This window comes from Phaeobacter sp. G2 (assembly GCA_025163595.1).
In the GTDB taxonomy this organism is placed as follows: Bacteria; Pseudomonadota; Alphaproteobacteria; order Rhodobacterales; family Rhodobacteraceae; genus Pseudophaeobacter.
Genome location: CP104100.1, coordinates 3,281,887 through 3,299,863, shown reverse-complemented (window position 1 = coordinate 3,299,863; position 17,977 = coordinate 3,281,887). Strand labels below are relative to the sequence as shown.

At 59.4% G+C, this 17,977-nt stretch carries 18 protein-coding genes and 1 riboswitch; of the genes, 11 read left to right on the top strand and 7 right to left on the bottom strand.

The features are described from left to right. Nucleotides 1–191: 191 nt before the first annotated feature. Nucleotides 192–656 (top strand): thermonuclease family protein, encoded by a 465-nt coding sequence (locus N1037_15720; GenBank protein UWS78705.1) that lies wholly within the window; start codon nt 192–194, stop codon nt 654–656. Nucleotides 657–755: 99 nt separating this feature from the next. Here the strand turns inward: N1037_15720 and N1037_15715 are convergent, their stop codons facing one another. Both N1037_15715 and N1037_15710 read right to left on the bottom strand, forming a co-directional pair. Further along, nucleotides 756–1,424, bottom strand: coding sequence for a Crp/Fnr family transcriptional regulator (locus N1037_15715; protein ID UWS78704.1), 669 nt, complete (start codon nt 1,422–1,424; stop codon nt 756–758). A gap of 192 nt (nt 1,425–1,616) precedes the next feature. Continuing rightward, on the bottom strand, nt 1,617–2,135 hold the full coding sequence (locus tag N1037_15710) for a peptidoglycan-binding protein (protein UWS78703.1): 519 nt from the start codon (nt 2,133–2,135) through the stop codon (nt 1,617–1,619). Nucleotides 2,136–2,518: 383 nt separating this feature from the next. Here N1037_15710 and N1037_15705 point away from each other — a divergent pair, with 383 nt between their 5' ends. Together N1037_15705 and N1037_15700 are read left to right on the top strand one after the other, a co-directional pair. Continuing rightward, nucleotides 2,519–2,842, top strand: coding sequence for a 2Fe-2S iron-sulfur cluster-binding protein (locus N1037_15705; protein ID UWS78702.1), 324 nt, complete (start codon nt 2,519–2,521; stop codon nt 2,840–2,842). Then, nucleotides 2,842–3,672, top strand: a complete 831-nt coding sequence (locus N1037_15700; protein ID UWS78701.1) for a VCBS repeat-containing protein — start codon at nt 2,842–2,844, stop codon at nt 3,670–3,672. Before N1037_15705 ends, N1037_15700 begins: the two co-directional genes overlap by 1 nt. A 211-nt stretch (nt 3,673–3,883) precedes the next feature. On the opposite strand, the gene N1037_15695 is transcribed toward N1037_15700, so the two are convergent. From N1037_15695 to purD, 3 genes are all read right to left on the bottom strand, one after another. After that, nucleotides 3,884–4,501, bottom strand: a complete 618-nt coding sequence (locus N1037_15695; protein UWS78700.1) for a LuxR C-terminal-related transcriptional regulator — start codon at nt 4,499–4,501, stop codon at nt 3,884–3,886. A 100-nt stretch (nt 4,502–4,601) separates the two neighbouring features. Next, nucleotides 4,602–5,483, bottom strand: a complete 882-nt coding sequence (locus tag N1037_15690) for a hypothetical protein (protein UWS78699.1) — start codon at nt 5,481–5,483, stop codon at nt 4,602–4,604. 294 nt (nt 5,484–5,777) lie between these two features. Further along, the gene (purD, locus tag N1037_15685) at nt 5,778–7,043 is read right to left on the bottom strand and encodes a phosphoribosylamine--glycine ligase (protein ID UWS78698.1); all 1,266 of its coding nucleotides are present in this window, start codon (nt 7,041–7,043) and stop codon (nt 5,778–5,780) included. Between the two features lie 189 nt (nt 7,044–7,232). Between purD and xseA the strand changes: the two genes are divergently transcribed. Next, complete coding sequence (gene xseA, locus N1037_15680; protein UWS78697.1) at nt 7,233–8,699, top strand: exodeoxyribonuclease VII large subunit; 1,467 nt, start codon at nt 7,233–7,235, stop codon at nt 8,697–8,699. A 21-nt stretch (nt 8,700–8,720) separates the two neighbouring features. Here the strand turns inward: xseA and N1037_15675 are convergent, their stop codons facing one another. Then, entirely contained in the window at nt 8,721–9,122 is a 402-nt protein-coding gene (locus N1037_15675; protein ID UWS78696.1) for a hypothetical protein, read from the bottom strand. Nucleotides 9,123–9,319: 197 nt separating this feature from the next. Here N1037_15675 and N1037_15670 point away from each other — a divergent pair, with 197 nt between their 5' ends. From N1037_15670 to N1037_15655, 4 genes are all read left to right on the top strand, one after another. Further along, entirely contained in the window at nt 9,320–9,979 is a 660-nt protein-coding gene (locus tag N1037_15670; protein ID UWS78695.1) for a lysoplasmalogenase, read from the top strand. Nucleotides 9,980–10,055: 76 nt separating this feature from the next. Continuing rightward, a complete protein-coding gene (gene ftsY, locus N1037_15665) occupies nt 10,056–11,138 on the top strand; it encodes a signal recognition particle-docking protein FtsY (protein ID UWS78694.1) in 1,083 nt (360 codons plus the stop codon). A gap of 100 nt (nt 11,139–11,238) precedes the next feature. Then, nucleotides 11,239–12,141: a DMT family transporter gene (locus N1037_15660; protein UWS78693.1), complete on the top strand. Its 903-nt coding sequence runs from the start codon at nt 11,239–11,241 to the stop codon at nt 12,139–12,141. A 49-nt stretch (nt 12,142–12,190) separates the two neighbouring features. After that, nucleotides 12,191–12,811, top strand: coding sequence for a septation protein IspZ (locus N1037_15655; protein ID UWS78692.1), 621 nt, complete (start codon nt 12,191–12,193; stop codon nt 12,809–12,811). Nucleotides 12,812–12,843: 32 nt separating this feature from the next. Here the strand turns inward: N1037_15655 and N1037_15650 are convergent, their stop codons facing one another. Beyond that, nucleotides 12,844–13,542 carry a glutathione S-transferase N-terminal domain-containing protein gene (locus N1037_15650; protein ID UWS78691.1) on the bottom strand — a complete coding sequence of 233 codons (699 nt, stop codon included), beginning with the start codon at nt 13,540–13,542 and terminating at the stop codon, nt 12,844–12,846. A 168-nt stretch (nt 13,543–13,710) separates the two neighbouring features. Then, nucleotides 13,711–13,788, top strand: a riboswitch (SAM riboswitch). A gap of 59 nt (nt 13,789–13,847) precedes the next feature. Here N1037_15650 and metZ point away from each other — a divergent pair. The 3 genes from metZ (at nt 13,848) to N1037_15635 (ending at nt 17,913) form a co-directional block, all read left to right on the top strand. Further along, a complete protein-coding gene (gene metZ, locus N1037_15645; protein ID UWS78690.1) occupies nt 13,848–15,038 on the top strand; it encodes an O-succinylhomoserine sulfhydrylase in 1,191 nt (396 codons plus the stop codon). Between the two features lie 159 nt (nt 15,039–15,197). After that, nucleotides 15,198–16,301, top strand: a complete 1,104-nt coding sequence (folE2, locus tag N1037_15640; GenBank protein ID UWS78689.1) for a GTP cyclohydrolase FolE2 — start codon at nt 15,198–15,200, stop codon at nt 16,299–16,301. Between the two features lie 157 nt (nt 16,302–16,458). Beyond that, nucleotides 16,459–17,913 (top strand): TrkH family potassium uptake protein, encoded by a 1,455-nt coding sequence (locus N1037_15635; GenBank protein UWS78688.1) that lies wholly within the window; start codon nt 16,459–16,461, stop codon nt 17,911–17,913. Nucleotides 17,914–17,977: the final 64 nt, after the last annotated feature.

The window sequence follows — 17,977 nt, the reverse complement described above, 5'->3', positions numbered from 1 at the left end:
ATGACGAGAGTTAACATATTCTTGGCCTCTTTGCGTGCACACTCCGTGCAGATGTTACTCACTCTCACAACCAAAATGGCCACCTGATGATGATAAAACGAACCATTGTAAGTGCTGTCTTTGCGTTTGCGGCCGGCATAGTGTCCGCCGCAGATTTCCCCAAGGGCGATTCCGCATCGGCAAGGGTATTTATGGAACTGCACAGCATTCAGCGTCTTTCGGGGGTGTTGACTCCCCTGCTGACGGTGCCAGGTGGTGCTTTTCGCATTGTTGAGGGGGATTTGCTGGCACTCGGCAATCTGCGCATTCGTCTGGTTGGCATTGAAGCGCCAGAAGTTGCCCAGCTGTGCAATTCTGCGCAGGGCGATTCCTGGGAATGCGCGGCAGAGGCTGAGGACCGTATCCGGGACGTGCTGCGCACTGCCGAGCGCATTGAGTGCTTTAGCAATGATCGCGACAGCTACGGTCACTACCTGGCCTCCTGCAAGGCAGACGGGCTGGATGTGGGGGGGCTATTGGTGGCCGAAGGTTTGGTCTGGCCTGACCAAGAGCAGGGGTATTACCAACCTGAAGCTGCCCAGGCGCAGGCCGCCAGCCGCGGGATTTGGCAGGCAGAGACGCCTTCGCCTTCTGACTGGCGCAGGCAACAGGACTAGGAAGGTAACAGGACCAGACTGTGCGTCTGGATATTCTGTGCGACTGGACAGCTGCAGGGGGATAGCCCACTGGGGCTGTCTGCATAACCTCTTGTGGTGTTAGATCGATTCTGGTTCGGCCAGCAGCCCTAGGGCGCTGCGGTCCAGAATTTGCAAGCCGCCACGGCTGATTTCAATCAACTGGCTGCGTTTCCAATTCGACAGGGTCTTTGACACGGCTTCGCGGGTCGCACCAACATATTCTGCCAGTTCGGTCTGCGACAGGGCCAGTCGGCCATTGCCAGTGTCCGGTACCAGATAGAGCAGCTTCCGTGCCAGGCGTACCGGCATCGGCAGGAACACCTGCTCGTTCAGCTGCATATTCATCCATCTCATGCGTTGTCCAGCCAGCCGCAGCAGGTCCCCGGCCAGTTCCGGATGTTGCTGGATCTGGTTCAGAATATCTCGGTTGCGCAGGCGCAGCAAACGGCTTGGCTCTGCCGCGGTCACCGTGGCGGTGCGCGGACCGGGGTCGAACAAAACGATCTCGCCAAAGACGGCACCGGGGCGCATCAGATCAAGCGAGAGTTTCCGACCCGAGGCCGAGAGGATGGAGAACTCAAGAGAGCCCTGGGTGATGGCGTAAAAGGCGTCCCCGGTATCGCCCTGTTCAAACAGAACCTCCCCGTTAGAGAGACGCAGTTCGCTGGCCTGGCTTTCCAGCATTTCCCGCAGCGGGGCCGATGCGGCAGACAAAAATCCAGTCTTTGGCAGGCGGTCGTTTCGCATGATCTCTCTGGTCTCCGTCGTTTTGTGCCAGGTGAGCGCGCGGCGCAGGGGTCGCCCAGCGGCTCGATACAGCCCTTTTTTGGCGGTTCTAGCAGAGCAGAGCAGTTTGGGGAACTCTGGGCTGAACTTTGCTTCTGCTGCATTGCGCGTAGCGCTCACCGTTTCGCCGTTCTGAAAGGTCAGGGGGCAGCGCTAGTGGGCGATGGCGATCAGTCCCAACTGTCGGGCGGTGTCCAGCGATAGGGTGCTGCTATCCAGTCCCGTTTCCTTTTGGTAGCGGCGGATGGCCAGTCTGGTTGCGCGATTGATCTGCCCGGTTGTTGCACCACGGTAATAGCCCCGCGCCGCAAGGGCGCGTTGCAGCGAGGCGGTGAATTCCGGTGTCAGTTGCTCCGGGCAGGGGGTTTCGAGCCAGGTGTCACGCCGGGGTTGGACGATATCCTGGCGGGTAACGGTGCGAAACACCGCCGGTTGGATGATTTGGCCCGTTGCATCTGCCACAGCGGCGGTGACAAGAACCTGATCCGTAACGGTTTGAATGACCGCAGGGCTGGTGTTGCGGTGCCAACAGGTGCCGGGCGGTGCACCAGGCGGAGCCTCTGGAGCATTGGTGCCAGTGCCGACTGCCGGTTCCAGGGGCATGCAGGCGCCCAGGCCAATGGTCAACACAAGCGACAGGCGCGCAACAAGGGGTGCGGAGGATTTGGTCATGCCTGGCTGGTGCTCGATTTCTTTATGGCGATCCTTTGGGCCGTCCTTTTGCACGGCCGTTTGGCGACAGACTAGACCAGATCCTGAGCGGGCGCAAAGGCAGGATCATCCTCGAGGCTTTTCTGATGTGCCGAAAGGGGCCCGCAGGGTGCCCCCTGGCTGAGGTTTGCGCTTGGGAGCGCGGGGGCAAGGTGTGGTGTTGGTCGCTGAAAAGCTATGGATTTGATCAGCAGGCGCCGGACAAAAGCGGGATGCGTCGAACAAATGGCGAACATTTACCGTGACGGGTCACCCCTGTTCGCGATCTGTGCAAATTGGGCTGGTGCAGGCGCAGGGGCTTGGCTACATATTCAGCTAAGTACTGAGAAGGGGAAGAGCAAACGATGGCAAAGATTACCTATGTCGAACACAATGGCACGGAGCATGTTGTGGAAGTAGCCAATGGCCTGACCGTGATGGAAGGCGCCCGTGACAACAATGTTCCGGGGATTGAAGCAGATTGTGGCGGGGCCTGCGCCTGCTCCACCTGCCATGTCTATATTCACCCGGATTGGGTGGAAAAGCTTCCGGCGAAGGATGACATGGAAGAAGATATGTTGGATTTTGCCTTTGAACCGGATTCGGCGCGCTCGCGTTTGACCTGTCAGGTCAAAGTGACAGATGCGCTGGACGGCCTGATTGTCCAGATGCCTGAAAAACAGATCTGATGATCCCGCGGACCATGGCGCGGCGTCTGATGTCGCGCCTTTGGTTCGGGCACATCCGCCGCGCGTGGCAAGGGGTCCTGTTGTGGCCAGTGATCGCTCTTGGCCCATCTTTCGCGGCCGAAGGAATGGGGCCGAATGACATTGGCCATAGGCCGCCGCCGCCGGTGTGGCCCGCTGAAGTGCTGCAAGCGACATTCATCACGCCAACCACCCGTTATGGCCACGGGGTTTTAGGGGATGCGGTTGAGTGGGCTGGTCTGAGAATCTCCTTTGCCGCGCCAGGGCAGCCCCCCTGGGCAATCGAGATAGAGCTTCCTGCCGATCACGTCTTTGAGGACTTGCAGCCGCGGCTGGTTGACCTCAATCTGGATGGGCGTCCTGATGCGGCAATGGTGGTTGAGACCGATATGGCGCTGGGGGCAGCGCTGGCTCTTTATGGGGCCCAGGGCAAGATTGCCGAGACACCTCATATTGGCCGGGCCAACCGCTGGCTGGCGCCAGTCGCTGCGGGTGACCTTGACGGTGACGGACGGGTGGAGCTTGCCTACGTGGATCGGCCGCATCTGGCAAAAACCCTGCGCATCTGGCGGTTTGAGGCGGGAACTCTCACCCCGGTTGCTGCGCAGGCGGGCTTGACCAACCATCGTATTGGTGACGATTTTATCACCTCAGGCCTGCGGAGTTGCGCGGACGGACCTGAGCTGATCCTCGTTGATGCCGGTTGGAACAGGCTGGTCGCCGCGCGATTGGCGGCGGGCAAGATCAGCCGCCGCGACATTGGCCCTTTTGGCGCTCAGTCCAGCCTAGAGGCCGCGCTGGCCTGCCAGTAAGTTTCACATTTTGCCAGCTGATGCGGAAGCCGCAACCGCGCCGCGCCTTGGCGCGGCGCCAGGCCCAAGGGTTTGACATTCTTTGAATGTCAAAGCGCGCGGGAGCCCCCTTTTTTGCTCAATAACGACTAGGTTGCTATCAAAGAGGCCTGATCTATAGGCCTGCAGTCAAGGCAGAAAGGGCGCAGTGTGAGAGGGACAGTGCTGCGCCTTACGAGGGGGCGTTGCGCACAACATGGTCGCCGCCGATGTCGCCCAGCGAGGAAAACAGGCTGGCGGTATTGTTCACCCCCATCTTCTTGAGCAACCGGGCGCGATGCACCTCGACCGTGCGGTAGCTGAGGTTCAAGGTGCGGGCAATTTCCTTGCTGGTCTGTCCCTCGCCCAGCAGCGAATAGACTTCGCGTTCGCGCCGGGTCAGTGGCAGATACGGGCGCTGGGTTGAGAGATCGGCGAAGCTCCAGACCGCACGCCCAAGCGGGGTGTCGGGGGTAAAGGTATGGCCGCGCACCCTGACCCAGAACAGCTCTCCTGTTTTGCGCCGCATGACCCGTTCATCCCAATAGGGATTGCCCTGGCTGAGGATCTTGTCGCCGCGGGTTTCTAGGTTCTGAAATTCTTCTTCAGAAGGGTAGAGAAAGGCAAAAAGCTGATCCACGAGCTCTGCATGGGTATAGCGAAACATCTGGCAAAAGCGCTGATTGCATTCGCGCAGAACCCGGTTTTCCGTGACCACAATGCCAACAGGTGCAAATTCAAAAGCCAGCTTGGCCAGATCTCCTGCGCCGAAAAGCTGGTCTAGCGTGTCCGAACAGGGCTGTTGTTCCATCGTGCCTCCAAGATCTTGTGAGGACTGTAGCTCTGGAGGCGCTGCATGAAAACAGCTTTGACGCTGATAGGTCTCTAGAAAGCACAGGTGTTACGGCGCGTTAGCTGAGATAGAAACCCTGCGGCTGCAGCGCTGGTGGCGCTTTGATGTCCAGATGAGGCGCCAGAGAGATCTCCACAGTGCGGCAGATCGCATCCAGCGGCAGGCCATTGACCGTCTCGCCAAAGGGATGGGCCAGCTCCTCGGTGACCTCTGCCAGGCCAAAAAACACATAGGCAATGATGGCGACAAAGATCGGGGTGATCCAGGCGGCATCTTCCAACAGGGCAAAGGGGATGAGCAGGCAATAGAGATAGGTGGTGCGAAAAACCAAGAGCGAATAGACATAGGGCAGCGGGGTGGCGGCAATGCGTTCGCAGCCGGCCTGAGCCAGTGCAATTGAGGCCAGCCGCTCTGACAGGGCCTTGCGGGCAAAGCCATCAGAGGCGGCTTCGGCCACCGCGACATTCGCCGCGTTGAGCGCCGCACAGGGGGGATGATCTGCCTGGCTGAAATCCTCTCCGGACCAGGCCTGTGTGCTGTCGCGCGCTTTAAGCCTGCGCAGATTGATCCGGTGCAGATGCAAAAAGTCCAGCGCCAGTTTCAGAACCTGCTGGCGGGGGGCGTCCTCCGGCAAAAACACCCTGCAGTCACGGGCCAGGGCGCGCATATCCGCGACCAGCTGTCCCCAGAGCCTGCGCCCCTCCCACCAACGTTCATAGGCGGCATTGTTGCGAAAGCCGAGAAACAGCGAGAGCGCGATGCCAAAGACCGCAAAGGGTGCTGCATCAAGATGGGGCAGCGAGGTGACCCAGCCATCAATCAACACGACGATCAGGGCCAGTAGGGAAACAGCAAGGATCCGTGGCAGAATACGGGGCAAAACCGAGCCCTTGGTGGCAAATAGCAGCTCAAAGAGGCCGGTTTTTTCGCGAATAATCATGGCAGGCCCATTCTGAAAAGAGGAGTTCAGCGCAGTTAAGCCCTAAGCAAAGCTGCCCGCACCTCGTAAAGGCGTCCAAAAATATCCCATTCCCGTCAGCCACTTGCCAAATGGAGGCCAAAGTTGCCGAAAGGGGGCGAAAGTTGCCGATTGCGGGCCAAAGTCCCCCGAACACACAGTTTCGGGAAACACAGAACCGGGTTTGACGCAGCAAGAAATAGCGCAGCTGGGGCGGAAAGGCGAAAGGCCCGGGAGACCCGGGCCTTTGGAGGGCAGTTTCTTGCGGTCGCCCCCTTAGTCGAGCGCGCGCCAGCCGATATCGCGGCGCAAAAAGCCCTCGGACCAGTCAATCTGATCTGCCATGGCATAGGCGCGGTCGCGGGCTTCTTTCAGGCTATTGCCCCGTGCGGTCACATTGAGAACGCGTCCCCCTGTGGCAACAATGGTGCCATCCTTTGCGGCAGTGCCCGCATGAAAAACCATATTGGAGCTGTCTTCAGGCAGAGCATCCAAGCCTTTGATCACGGTGCCCTTTTCATAGGAGCCCGGGTAGCCATTGGCCGCCATGACCACGGTGATGGCATGGTCATCGCCCCAGTTGACCCGAGCCTCGGCGAGGCGACCCTCGGCGGCGGCCTGCATCAGGTCCAGCGCCTGGGCACCCAAGCGCATCATCAGCACCTGACATTCAGGATCGCCAAAGCGCACGTTGTATTCCACCAGACGGGGCTGACCGTCCTTGATCATCAAACCAGCATAGAGCACACCCTGATAGGGCATGCCGCGTTCTGCCATAACCTTCATGGTGGGTTTGACAATCTCTTCCATCGCTTTGGCTTCGATTTCGGGAGTCAATACTGGCGCCGGGGAATAGGCCCCCATGCCACCGGTATTGGGGCCGGTATCGCGTTCGCCGACGCGTTTGTGATCCTGGGCGGAGCCAATCGACAGCACCTCTTCCCCGTCGACCAACACAAAGAGCGAAGCCTCTTCGCCCTCCATGAACTCCTCGATCACCACTTCGGCGCCAGCGCCACCAAAGGCGCCGCCAAACATATCGTCAATCGCCGCCAGGGCTTCGTCTTCGGTCATGGCGATGATCACGCCCTTGCCCGCAGCCAGGCCATCCGCCTTAACCACGGTCGGCGCGCCGTGCTGGCGAATATGGGCCTTGGCCGCCTCGGCCTCGGTGAAGTGGCCATAGCCAGCAGTTGGGGCCTGTGCCGCATCACAGACCTCTTTGGTAAAGCTTTTGGAGGCCTCAAGCCGCGCGGCGGCTTCGGAGGGACCAAAGACCAGGACGCCGGCGTCGCGCAGACGATCCGCCACACCTGCGGCCAGTGGTGCTTCGGGGCCGATGATGACAAAGCCAATGGCGTTTTGTTCGACAAAGATGGTGACCGCAGCCCCGTCCATGATGTCGAGACTGGCGCATTCGGCGATCTGGGCGATGCCGGCATTGCCGGGCGCAACGATCAGCTTGTCACATTTTGGGTTCTGCATCACCGCCCAGGCCAGGGCATGTTCGCGCCCGCCACTGCCAAGGATAAGAATATTCATCGTGTCGTCTCCGATCTGATGATCCCGCCTACCGTAGAGGACAAGATCAGCTGTACCCGTGGACCCCAAAGCCATTTGTCGGGGCTTGCCTTGCTTGCGGCGGGTTCTATGCTGCGCGAGCCCGCAAAACAAGAACCTGCGCTCAATGCAGGCTCAGAACACCAACTTTGCCGCAGGAGCTCTGCTGACGTGTCCGACCTATTTGATGATCCTACACCCGGCCAAACACCAGGCCAAACAACGGGCCAGAACGCGCCGGAATTCAGCGTTTCCGAAATCTCGGGTGAGGTAAAGCGCACGCTGGAAGGCACCTTTGGCCGCATTCGTGTGCGTGGTGAGGTGGGGCGTGTGTTCAAGGCACGTTCGGGGCACCTGTATTATGACATCAAAGATGACCGGTCAGTTCTGGCCTGCACCACCTGGAAGGGGCAGATCTCCAACCTGTCGGTGGTGCCGGAAGAGGGGCTGGAGGTGGTGGTCACCGGACGCCTCACCGCCTTTGGCGCGCAGTCAAAATACAACATGAACGTCGACGAGGTGGCCGTTGCCGGGCAGGGCGCCCTGATGGCGCTGCTGGAAAAGCGCAAGAAGCAGCTCGAATCTGAGGGGCTGTTTGCGCCGGAGCGCAAGAAACCACTGCCCTATCTGCCACATATCATCGGCGTGGTGACCTCGCCCTCGGGGGCGGTGATCCGCGATATTCTGCATCGTCTGCGCGAGCGTTTCCCGCGCAAGGTGCTGGTCTGGCCGGTGGCGGTGCAGGGGGCCAATTGCGCGCCAGAGGTGGCGCGTGCCATCGAAGGGTTTAACAAGATGACACCGGGGGGTGCTTTGCCGCGCCCGGATCTGATCATTGTCGCCCGTGGCGGCGGCGCGATTGAGGATCTCTGGGGATTCAACGAAGAGGTGGTGGCCCGCGCCGCTGCGGCTTCGGATATTCCGCTGATTTCGGCGGTGGGCCATGAAACAGACACCACCTTGATCGATTTTGTATCGGACCGTCGTGCCCCCACCCCGACAGCGGCGGCAGAGCTGGCGGTGCCGGTGCGGCTGGAGCTGATGGCTTGGGTTGAAGACCAAGGCGCGCGATTGTTGCGCGGTACCGGCCAGGCGGTGCAGCAGCGTCGCCAGCGGCTAAATGATCTGTCCCGTGCCATGCCGCGCCCCGACAGCCTGCTGGAAACCCCACGTCAGCGTCTGGACCAGGCCAGCTATAATCTGCCGCGCGCCCTGATGTCGGCGGTGCACCAGCGGCAGTTGGGGCTGGGGAGAGCCTCTGCCGGGCTGCGGCCTGCCACCCTGCGCAGCCTGGTGCAAAGACGGCGCGGCCAGTTTGAAACGGCGATTGCCAAATTATCCCCCTATCCAATTGCGCGAGAAATAGCGCGGCAAAAGACCGATCTGGAAAAGCTCAACGCCCGCATGGAAGCAGCGCAAAGCGTGCGCATTGCCCGGCACCGCCAACAGCTGGAGGCTGCGGGGCGTCAGCTGGATATTCTCAGCTACAAGGCAACATTGTCGCGTGGCTATGCGGTTGTGCGCAGCGGCGCAGAGGTTGTCACCTCCAGGGCGCAGGCTGCTGCGGCACCCGCGCTTAGCATTGAGTTCTCAGACGGGGTGCTGGATCTGGAGGCAACAGAGACGGTCGCAAAATAACAACAAGAGAGCTTTGCGCCGTTAAACCCCGACCTCGGGTCCAAGGCAGAGCATTTCCTCATTGATGTCACCGGATTCATAGAGTTCGGTGGCTTGCGGGTCGTTTTGGAACCGGGCGTTCAACCCATCGGGGGTCAGTGAAAAGCTCCAGCACTGTGGCGTGTTGTTGTCCTCATAGACAAAACAGATCTGCCCAGCGTCTTCGTACCAGATCCCGGTTTGGCAATGGCCATCGAGGAAAGACCAAAGCACACGCCGGCCAGGCAGGTACCGTTCCGCCCCGTAGGCTGTGCCGGCAAAGCCGTAAAACAGGGTTTTTCCGTTGGTATAGCGGTCAAATTCCTCAGCACCCATGGGATCCGAGGCGCGGCTGGAGAGCGGCAATAGGGCAAGTGCGGTAAAAAGAATCAAAAACTGTCGCATGTCTGGGACTGTGACAGAGCGCTACCAATAGGCAAAGACCTTCGGACCCGGTTTCACCTGCTGCTGCCTTTTGCCTCTCCTCGGGTCACCTTTGACTGGGCCGGACAATGGGGGCAAGCATGGGTCGGTAGCCGTCCTAGAGTGGCAGCTCAGACAGGGGTTTGGACAGGGGAACGGCAGATGACAGGTACAGGTCGATGACAGGTACAGGCATTTTTACTGGCGTTTTGGAGGTCGCAGCGGTATGCGCGGCCCTGGGCTATCTTGGGTTTACCGCCCGCGCGCCAAGTGTTTTGCGCAGTGTGCTCAAAACCTTTTCAGTGGCAGCCCTGGCGATTGCTGCCCTGGGTCAAGGCGCGCCACTCTGGCTGATTTTGGGATTGGCGCTCTGTGCCTTGGGCGATTACTTCCTGTCTCGAGAGGGTGAAAAAGCCTTTATGGGCGGGGTCGGCGCCTTTGCCCTTGGACACCTGGCCTATGTGGTTTTGTTCCTGGGGCACCCCAGCAGTGACCTGGGCCAGATCTGGGTGATGCCCGGCCTGGGGCTCACGGGGGCCATTTTTGCGCTGGGCCTGGTGATGATGCCTATCCTAGCTCCCAGGGCGGGGGATCTGAAGCTCCCGGTTTTGCTGTATGTACCGATCATTCTGTCCATGGGGCTTGCCGCACTCACCCTGACTGGTCCTGCGCTGGTCTGGGTGGTGCCTGCCGCCCTGGCCTTTATGGCCTCTGATGTGATCCTGGCCTTTGAAACCTTTGTCCTACCGACAAACCACCCCCTGCGCCGATACGCACCCTATCTGGTCTGGCCGCTCTATTGGGGTGCTCAGGCGGGGTTTTATCTGTCTTTTTCCTGACTGTGGTGCTGCATCCGCTTTGCAACCGGGTGCAATCCGCATTAGGTGAGGGGGAAACCCTTTTGCGGAGGCCCTGATGGCGTTTTTCTCAAAGCTCAAGGAGCGCTTGTTCAAATCCTCGTCAAAACTGGACGAGGGGCTGGAAGCCATTGTCGAGGAGGGCGGCCCGGCCGAGGCCTCTTCGCTGCCCACCGCCGAAGCGCCCCCTGTGACGGATGCAGCGCCCGCTAGGCCTGCTGCGCCTGCGCAAGACATCGAAACAGCAGAAAAGCCCGCTGGCCTTCTGGGGCGCCTTGTTGGACGGGGCAGCGGCAGTGAGCAGCGCCGAACCCTGGACGACGATATGCTTGAACAGCTCGAAGAGTTGTTGATCGCTGCCGACATGGGGGTGGACACGGCGCTGCGGGTGACTGCCAATATGGCCGAAGGTCGTTTGGGCAAGAAGCTCTCGGCGCGCGAAATCAAGGAGCTGCTGGCCGCCGAAGTTGCCAGGGTGATGGAGCAGGTGGCCAAACCGATGCCGATCTATGCCCATCGCCCCCAGGTGGTGCTGGTGGTCGGGGTCAATGGCTCTGGTAAAACCACCACGATTGGCAAACTGGCGAGCCAGTTCAAAGCTGCGGGAAAAAACGTGGTAATCGTCGCTGGGGATACCTTCCGCGCTGCGGCTGTTGAACAGCTGCAGGTCTGGGGCGAGCGTGCCAGGGTGCCGGTTTTGACCGCCCCCGAAGGTTCCGATCCCGCCAGCCTTGCCTATGACGCCATGACCCAGGCCCAGGCAGACGGCGCAGATCTGCTGCTGATCGACACCGCCGGGCGGCTGCAGAACCGGGCCGACCTGATGGAGGAGCTCTCCAAGATCATTCGGGTCATCCGCAAAAAGGACGAGACCGCGCCGCATAATACCCTGCTGGTGCTGGATGCCACGACCGGTCAGAACGCGCTCAATCAGGTTGAGATCTTTCAGAAACTGGCGGATGTCTCGGGGCTGGTGATGACCAAACTGGATGGCACCGCCAAAGGCGGCGTGCTGGTGGCGCTGGCTGATAAATTTGCCCTGCCCATTCACGCCATCGGCGTGGGCGAACAGATCGACGACCTTGCGCCCTTTGATCCGGAAGAGTTCGCCGCTGCCCTGACCGGTCTGGACCAATCCTGACAGCCTCCCCCGCCGCCGTTCATTTGGCAGTAAATTTTCTCTGGGGGTTTGGGGGCGTCCCTCCCAACTCTGCCCCTGCAAAACAGATTGAGCTGCCCAAATGAGCGAATGGTTAATTTCCCTGGAAGGCACAGAAGCCGGGCACCAGGCTGCGCTGGGCCTGGCTTTGATGGCGGCCTTCCTGCATGCGGTTTTTGGCGCGTTGCAAAAGGGGCGGCACGACCCCTGGCTGTCACGCGGCGCCATTGATGCCTCCTATGGGTTGATGGCCGCGCCTTTTGCGCTTTTTGTGGTGCCCTGGCCCGAACCCCATATGTGGCCGATCTTCGCCGTGGTCTGGGTGATCCACGTGGCTTACAAGGTCTTGCAGGCGCTGGCCTATACCAAAGGCAGCTATACGGTGGTCTACCCCGTGGTGCGCGGCACCGGGCCACTGTTCACGGTGATCGGCTCTTACTATCTGTTTGGAGAGGTCTTCACGCTGGCGCAATGGGCCGGGGTCGGGGTGCTGCTGTTGGGCATCTTTGGTCTTGCCGCCTATAACTACCGCTACCTGGAAACCCACCGCGAGACCCTGGGGCTGGCGATGTTTCTGGCGCTGATCACCGGGCTGTTTGTGGCGCTTTATACCACCTATGACGCCTATGGTATCCGCGCCACCGCCGATCCTTTTACCTTTCTCGCCTGGTTTTTCATGATCGACGGTCTGGCCATGCCGCCCTATGCCTATATGCGCTGGCGCCGCATGGCCGAAAAACCGGAGCTGACGCCTTTGGTCATCAAAGGCATCTTTGGCGGATTTGTGGCCTTTGCCTCCTTTGGCGCGGTGATGCTGGCTACCCGGCTGGACAAGGTCGGTGAGGCCGCAGTTCTGCGCGAGACCTCCACCGTTTTTGCCGCCCTCATCGGCTGGCTGGTGCTGAAAGAAACCGTTGGTCCCCGCCGCATTGCCTTGATGGCTTTGATCGCGCTGGGCGCCGTGATAGTGGAGATGGGCGGCTGACAACAGCCTGCCAATAGGCCCTTAGCGGCAAAGAGCTACAGGAGATTCCATGACGCGCGACACAAGTGCAGCCAAGAAGATCAATCCAACCCTCAAAATGGTGTTGGAGCTTGGCCCTGTTGTTTTGTTTTTCATCGGCTACATCAAACTGCGCGAAGAGGTGTTTTTGATCGCCGGCCAAGAATACAAAGGCTTTATCATCATTACTGCGGCCTTCATCCCGTTGATGGTGCTGTCGACGCTGGCGTTGTGGAAACTCACCGGCCACCTGTCAAAGATGCAGCTGGCCACACTGGTGCTGGTGGTTTTTATGGGGGGGCTGTCGGTCTGGCTCAATGATGAGCGGTTTTTCAAGATGAAGCCGACGCTGATTTACCTGCTGTTTGGCGGGGCTTTGGGGATAGGGCTGCTGCGCGGCCAAAGTTATCTCAAGTTGGTGATGGAAGAGCTGATGCCGCTGGAGCATGAGGGCTGGATGATCCTTACCCGACGTATCTGTCTGTTTTTCCTCGCACTGGCAGTGGCGAACGAAGTGATCTGGCGCAGCTTTAGCACTGACACCTGGGTCTATTTCAAAACCTTTGGCCTGCCGGTGGCGATGTTTGCATTTTTTATGTTCCAGGGGCAGGTGTTCCAGAAACACGGTATACCGGACGAAGACGAGGTCTGATCAGCAGGGCCTGAGCACTGGTACAGGCGGGGCTATTGTCCCGCCCTGTCTTTGCCAAAAATCACCTGTTGTGCACGGCTGTCAGAGCGATCACCGCGCCGCGCGGCCTCCAGGCTGCGCCCGGCGACAACACCGGGGCGCGCCCAAAGCTGGTCCAGCCAGCGCGCCATATGCGGTTTGTCCTCCAGCGACTGTTCCTGGCCTTCCCACAAGGAGGCCCAGGGCCAGATCGCCATATCGGCAATGGTAAAGCTGTCACCAGCCACATATTGGTTTTGCGCCAACTGCCGGTCCAGTACCCCGTAAAGCCGGGCAACCTCGGTGCGGTAGCGATCTTTGGCGTAGGGGATGGGATCGGGTGCATATTTCAGGAAATGATGCGCCTGACCGGCCATCGGCCCCAGCCCACCCATCTGCCACATCAGCCACTGTTCCACCACCAGACGCTGGCGTTCGCTTTCGCCGTAGAACTGCCCGGTTTTGCGCGCCAGATATTGCAGGATTGCGCCGCTTTCAAACAGGGAAACGGGTTCGCCATCGGGGCCAGCCGGATCGGTAATGGCGGGCATGCGATTGTTGGGTGCGATCGCTAGAAAATCCGCTGCAAACTGATCCCCAGCGGAAATATCAACCAGATTGACCTCATAGGGCAGGCCCATTTCTTCCAGCGCGATGGCGATTTTCCAGCCGTTTGGCGTCGGCCAGTAATGTAACGCGATTGGATCCTGCATGCTTTGCCCTTTGTATGATCTGTTTGCGACAGTCTCTGGCCGATAACAACATGGCGACCCTATGCAAGCAAGCCTGGCTGCAAAGGCGACAGGTCACAGCCGTGTGATTGCGTGCTCAGGGCGCGCAAAATTCTTGACCGAGCGTCGCAACAGGCGTATCGGGTTTTGCATTACCACCGTGGCGATTTGTAACCGGATTGCGGGCCACGCTAAATATTCCGCTAAAGAGGTCAGGATGTGAAGGACCCCCTTTCGCTTGGCCGGACGGGGGTTTTTTGTTGCGCGATCAGCGCGGAGGACTTGAGATGAGTGAGACTTGGAACAACCGCACCAAACTGGTGCATGGCGGTACCCGCCGCAGCCAATACAATGAAGTCAGCGAAGCGATCTTTCTGACCCAGGGTTTTGTCTATGACAGCGCTGAGCAGGCAGAGGCGCGGTTTTTGGAAACCGGCCCGGATGAGTTCATCTATGCGCGCTATGGCAATCCAACCGTTGCGATGTTCGAAGAGCGTATTGCGCTGTTGGAGGGGGCCGAGGATGCCTTTGCCACCGCTTCTGGCATGGCGGCTGTCAGCGGTGCGCTGACCTCGCTGCTCAAGGCGGGCGATCACGTGGTGTCTGCCAAGGCGCTGTTTGGGTCCTGTTTGTACATTCTGGAAAATGTCTTGTCCCGCTATGGGGTTGAGGTGACGTTTGTGGACGGCACCGATTTGGATCAGTGGCGCGCGGCGCTGCGCCCCGACACCAAGGCGGTGTTTTTTGAAAGCATGTCGAACCCCACATTGGAGGTCATCGACATTGCGGCTGTTTCGGCGCTCGCGCATGAGGTCGGCGCCACGGTGGTGGTGGACAATGTGTTCTCCACCCCGGTGTTTTCCAAGGCTATTGCCCAGGGCGCCGATGTGGTCGTTTATTCAGCCACCAAACATATCGACGGCCAGGGCCGGGTGCTGGGCGGTGTGGTTCTGGGCAGCAAGGACTATATCCGTGGCACCTTGGAACCCTATATGAAACATACTGGCGGCTCGCTCAGCCCGTTTAATGCCTGGACCCTGCTCAAAGGTCTGGAAACCATTGACCTGCGGGTCCGGGCGCAGGCTGAAAGCGCGCTGTTGATTGCCCAGGCTTTTGCCGATCACGCGGCGCTGGAACGCACCATATACCCGGGGCTTTCGACCCATGCGCAGCATGGGCTGGTGCAAAGCCAACTGGGTGGCAACGGTGGAACCGTGCTGTCGCTGGATATAAAAGGCGGCAAGGCGGCGGCGTTTCGTTTCCTCAATGCGCTGACAATCCCGGTGATTTCCAACAACCTTGGGGATGCCAAATCCATTGCCACCCACCCGGCGACCACCACCCACCAGCGGCTGCCGGATGATCAAAAGGCCGCCCTGGGGATTACCCCCGGTTTGGTGCGCTTTTCCGTGGGGCTGGAGGACAGCGCTGACTTGATTGCGGACCTGACCCAGGCGCTTGCGGCGGCACAGGGGTAGGGCTGGATCTGACCTTTCGCGCTCCCGGATTGGATGCTTTCGTCCGATCCGGGGACAAACCTGACGTATTTGAGTGATCCGTTTTGAGTTTTGAGCCGTAAAGGTCTAAACAGTTTAACGCGGCCCCTGCAGGGCGGCGCTACCGGAGTGCATTTTGCCATGAATATTCCTACGCGTGATCTGTCCGAGGCTCCTGATCGTCAAGCCGCCGAGGCGGCTTTGGCGCTGCTGCGGCAGTGGGCCGAAACCGCAGACCCCACCGAGGTGGCCCTGCTGGATCCGGCTGTTGCACGTCTGTTGCCGGGGCGCGACCTGGGCAACTACCCCGAGCTGTCCCGCAGTTATCCGGCAGATTTTGTCTCCGATGAGGCCTACCGCGCCACCCTGCCGGATCTGCAAAACGGGCCTGCCAGCCTCATCCGTGGGGCCAAGGAGCAGATCCAGCACGTCGGGATTTCGAATTTTCGCCTGCCGATCCGGTTCCATAGTCGTGATGGTGGCGATCAAACACTGGAAACCAGCATCACCGGTTCTGTCAGCCTGGAGGCCGATAAAAAGGGCATCAACATGTCCCGGATCATGCGGTCTTTTTACAAGCACGCAGAAAAAACCTTTAGTTTTGAGGTGATGGAGGCGGCGCTGAGCGACTACCTCAAGGATCTGGACAGCATGGATGCGCGGCTGCAGATGCGGTTTTCCTTTCCGCTGCGGATTGAAAGCCTGCGCTCTGGCCTGTCTGGCTATCAGTATTACGACATCGCGCTGGAACTGGTGCAGTCTGAAGGCGTGCGCCACAAGGTGATGCATCTGGACTATGTCTACTCGTCGACCTGCCCGTGTTCGCTGGAGCTGAGTGAACATGCGCGCCAGGCGCGGGGGCAATTGGCTACGCCGCATTCGCAGCGCTCGGTGGCGCGGATTTCGGTCGCAACCGACCCTGATGGCGCGTGTCTGTGGTTTGAGGATTTGATTGAGCATTGCCGCGGTGCGGTGCCGACCGAAACCCAGGTGATGGTCAAGCGCGAGGATGAACAGGCCTTTGCCGAGCTGAACGCAGCCAATCCCATCTTTGTCGAGGATGCGGCGCGGCTGTTCTGCGAGGCTTTGCAGAAGGACGCCCGAATCAAGGATTTCCGCATCGTTGCCAGCCATCAGGAAAGCCTGCACAGCCATGATGCGATCAGCGTCCTGACCCAAGGCCCGCTTTTTGCCAACAAAAGCCTGGATCCCAAGCTGTTCTCCACCCTGATTCACCAGGGCTGACAAACCCTGACAGGCGCACTGACGGGCGCACTGACAGGCCAAGCAGCAAAGCAACCTGGCGCAGCTGACACAAATCGTTGTTTGTCGAGCACGTCAGGGGCGCTCTGCATGGGCTTTGGCTTGACAGTTTCCGCTCAGCGGGCCAACGCTCGCGCCTATGTTGGATTTTCGACCCATTGGATATGTGATCGGCCTGCTGGTTCTGATCCTGGGCGCCATGATGGTGTTCCCGTTCCTCGCTGACCTCATCGAGGGGCGTGGGGAATGGCCGGTGTTTCTTGAAAGCGGTGTTATCACCATGTTGTTCGGGGCGCTTTTGGCGCTCAGCTGCGGCAGCGGTGGCGGGACGAGTCGGGGGCTGAGCATCCAGCAGACGTTTTTGCTGACCACCTCTGTCTGGGGGGCGCTGCCACTTTTTGGCGCCTTGCCTTTGATGCTGGGGGCGACGGATCTCAGCTTTACGGATGCGTTTTTTGAGGCCATGTCAGGCCTGACCACCACCGGTTCGACCGTGATTTCGGGATTGGACGACCTGCCAAAGGGGCTGCTGCTGTGGCGCGGGATCCTGCAATGGTTGGGCGGGATCGGTATTATTGTTGTTGCGATGGTTTTTCTGCCAGAACTGCGCGTTGGTGGTATGCAGATCTTTAAATCCGAAGCCTTTGATACCTTTGGTAAAATCCTCCCGCGCGCGCAGGCTATCGCCAAACAGATCTCGCTGATCTACCTCGGGCTCACGATCGCTTGCATGGTGGTTTATCTGGCCTTGGGCATGGGTTTTTTTGATGCGCTTGTGCATGCCATGACCACCATGTCGACGGGGGGATTTTCCAATTATGATGCCTCTTTTGGCACCTTCTCTGGGTCCGCCGAATACGCGGCATCCATATTTATGATCTTCGCGGCCATGCCATTTGTGCGCTACGTACAGCTGATCAATGGCAAGGCAACACCTTTGTTTCGCGATAGCCAGATACGTTCGTTTCTCGGAACAATTGTTGTTCTTGTGGTTGTCACGGCCAGCGTTCTGGTGACGATTTTCCCCCATCATCCCGAACAGGCTGTCCGCGAGGCTCTGTTTAACATCACCTCCATTATTTCCGGCACAGGCTATGCCAGTGTTGACTATATGGAATGGGGAAGCTTCCTCATTATGGTGTTTTTCTTTATCGGGTTGATTGGTGGCTGTGCGGGCTCTACCGCGTGTTCGATCAAGATCTTTCGCTACCAGCTGCTTTTTGCCTCGATCCGGGTGCAGATCCAGCGCATCCGCTCTCCGCATGGGGTCTTTGTGCCTCGGTTTGACGGCCGCCCAGTGGGGCAGGATGTTCTGAGCTCGGTAATTTCCTTTTTCATGTTCTTTATTGTGACCTTGGGCATCGTGGCCTGGGCACTGGCGCTCACGGGTTTGGATTTTGTTACCGCCATTTCAGGCGCTGCCACGGCGGTGGCCAATGTGGGGCCGGGCCTGGGAGAGACCATCGGACCTGCGGGGAATTTCTCCTCGCTCAATGATACAGCCAAGTGGATCCTGAGCTGCGCCATGTTGATTGGGCGGCTGGAGCTGATGGCGGTCTATGCCATTTTGACGCTGCGGTTCTGGCGCGCCTGACCCTGTTTTCATTGCTTTTTTGGCGGTGGAAGCCCCATTAAATAAGGCGCGAACAGGGCTGGGC

What these genes read in the sequence shown, in the direction of transcription:
- N1037_15720 (UWS78705.1), top strand. Translation starts at nt 192, where the DNA reads ATGGAACTGCACAGCATTCAGCGTCTTTCGGGGGTGTTGACTCCCCTG.
- N1037_15715 (UWS78704.1), bottom strand. Translation starts at nt 1,424, where the DNA reads ATGCGAAACGACCGCCTGCCAAAGACTGGATTTTTGTCTGCCGCATCG.
- N1037_15710 (UWS78703.1), bottom strand. Translation starts at nt 2,135, where the DNA reads ATGACCAAATCCTCCGCACCCCTTGTTGCGCGCCTGTCGCTTGTGTTG.
- N1037_15705 (UWS78702.1), top strand. Translation starts at nt 2,519, where the DNA reads ATGGCAAAGATTACCTATGTCGAACACAATGGCACGGAGCATGTTGTG.
- N1037_15700 (UWS78701.1), top strand. Translation starts at nt 2,842, where the DNA reads ATGATCCCGCGGACCATGGCGCGGCGTCTGATGTCGCGCCTTTGGTTC.
- N1037_15695 (UWS78700.1), bottom strand. Translation starts at nt 4,501, where the DNA reads ATGGAACAACAGCCCTGTTCGGACACGCTAGACCAGCTTTTCGGCGCA.
- N1037_15690 (UWS78699.1), bottom strand. Translation starts at nt 5,483, where the DNA reads ATGATTATTCGCGAAAAAACCGGCCTCTTTGAGCTGCTATTTGCCACC.
- purD (UWS78698.1), bottom strand. Translation starts at nt 7,043, where the DNA reads ATGAATATTCTTATCCTTGGCAGTGGCGGGCGCGAACATGCCCTGGCC.
- N1037_15675 (UWS78696.1), bottom strand. Translation starts at nt 9,122, where the DNA reads ATGCGACAGTTTTTGATTCTTTTTACCGCACTTGCCCTATTGCCGCTC.
- N1037_15670 (UWS78695.1), top strand. Translation starts at nt 9,320, where the DNA reads ATGACAGGTACAGGCATTTTTACTGGCGTTTTGGAGGTCGCAGCGGTA.
- ftsY (UWS78694.1), top strand. Translation starts at nt 10,056, where the DNA reads ATGGCGTTTTTCTCAAAGCTCAAGGAGCGCTTGTTCAAATCCTCGTCA.
- N1037_15660 (UWS78693.1), top strand. Translation starts at nt 11,239, where the DNA reads ATGAGCGAATGGTTAATTTCCCTGGAAGGCACAGAAGCCGGGCACCAG.
- N1037_15655 (UWS78692.1), top strand. Translation starts at nt 12,191, where the DNA reads ATGACGCGCGACACAAGTGCAGCCAAGAAGATCAATCCAACCCTCAAA.
- N1037_15650 (UWS78691.1), bottom strand. Translation starts at nt 13,542, where the DNA reads ATGCAGGATCCAATCGCGTTACATTACTGGCCGACGCCAAACGGCTGG.
- metZ (UWS78690.1), top strand. Translation starts at nt 13,848, where the DNA reads ATGAGTGAGACTTGGAACAACCGCACCAAACTGGTGCATGGCGGTACC.
- folE2 (UWS78689.1), top strand. Translation starts at nt 15,198, where the DNA reads ATGAATATTCCTACGCGTGATCTGTCCGAGGCTCCTGATCGTCAAGCC.
- N1037_15635 (UWS78688.1), top strand. Translation starts at nt 16,459, where the DNA reads ATGTTGGATTTTCGACCCATTGGATATGTGATCGGCCTGCTGGTTCTG.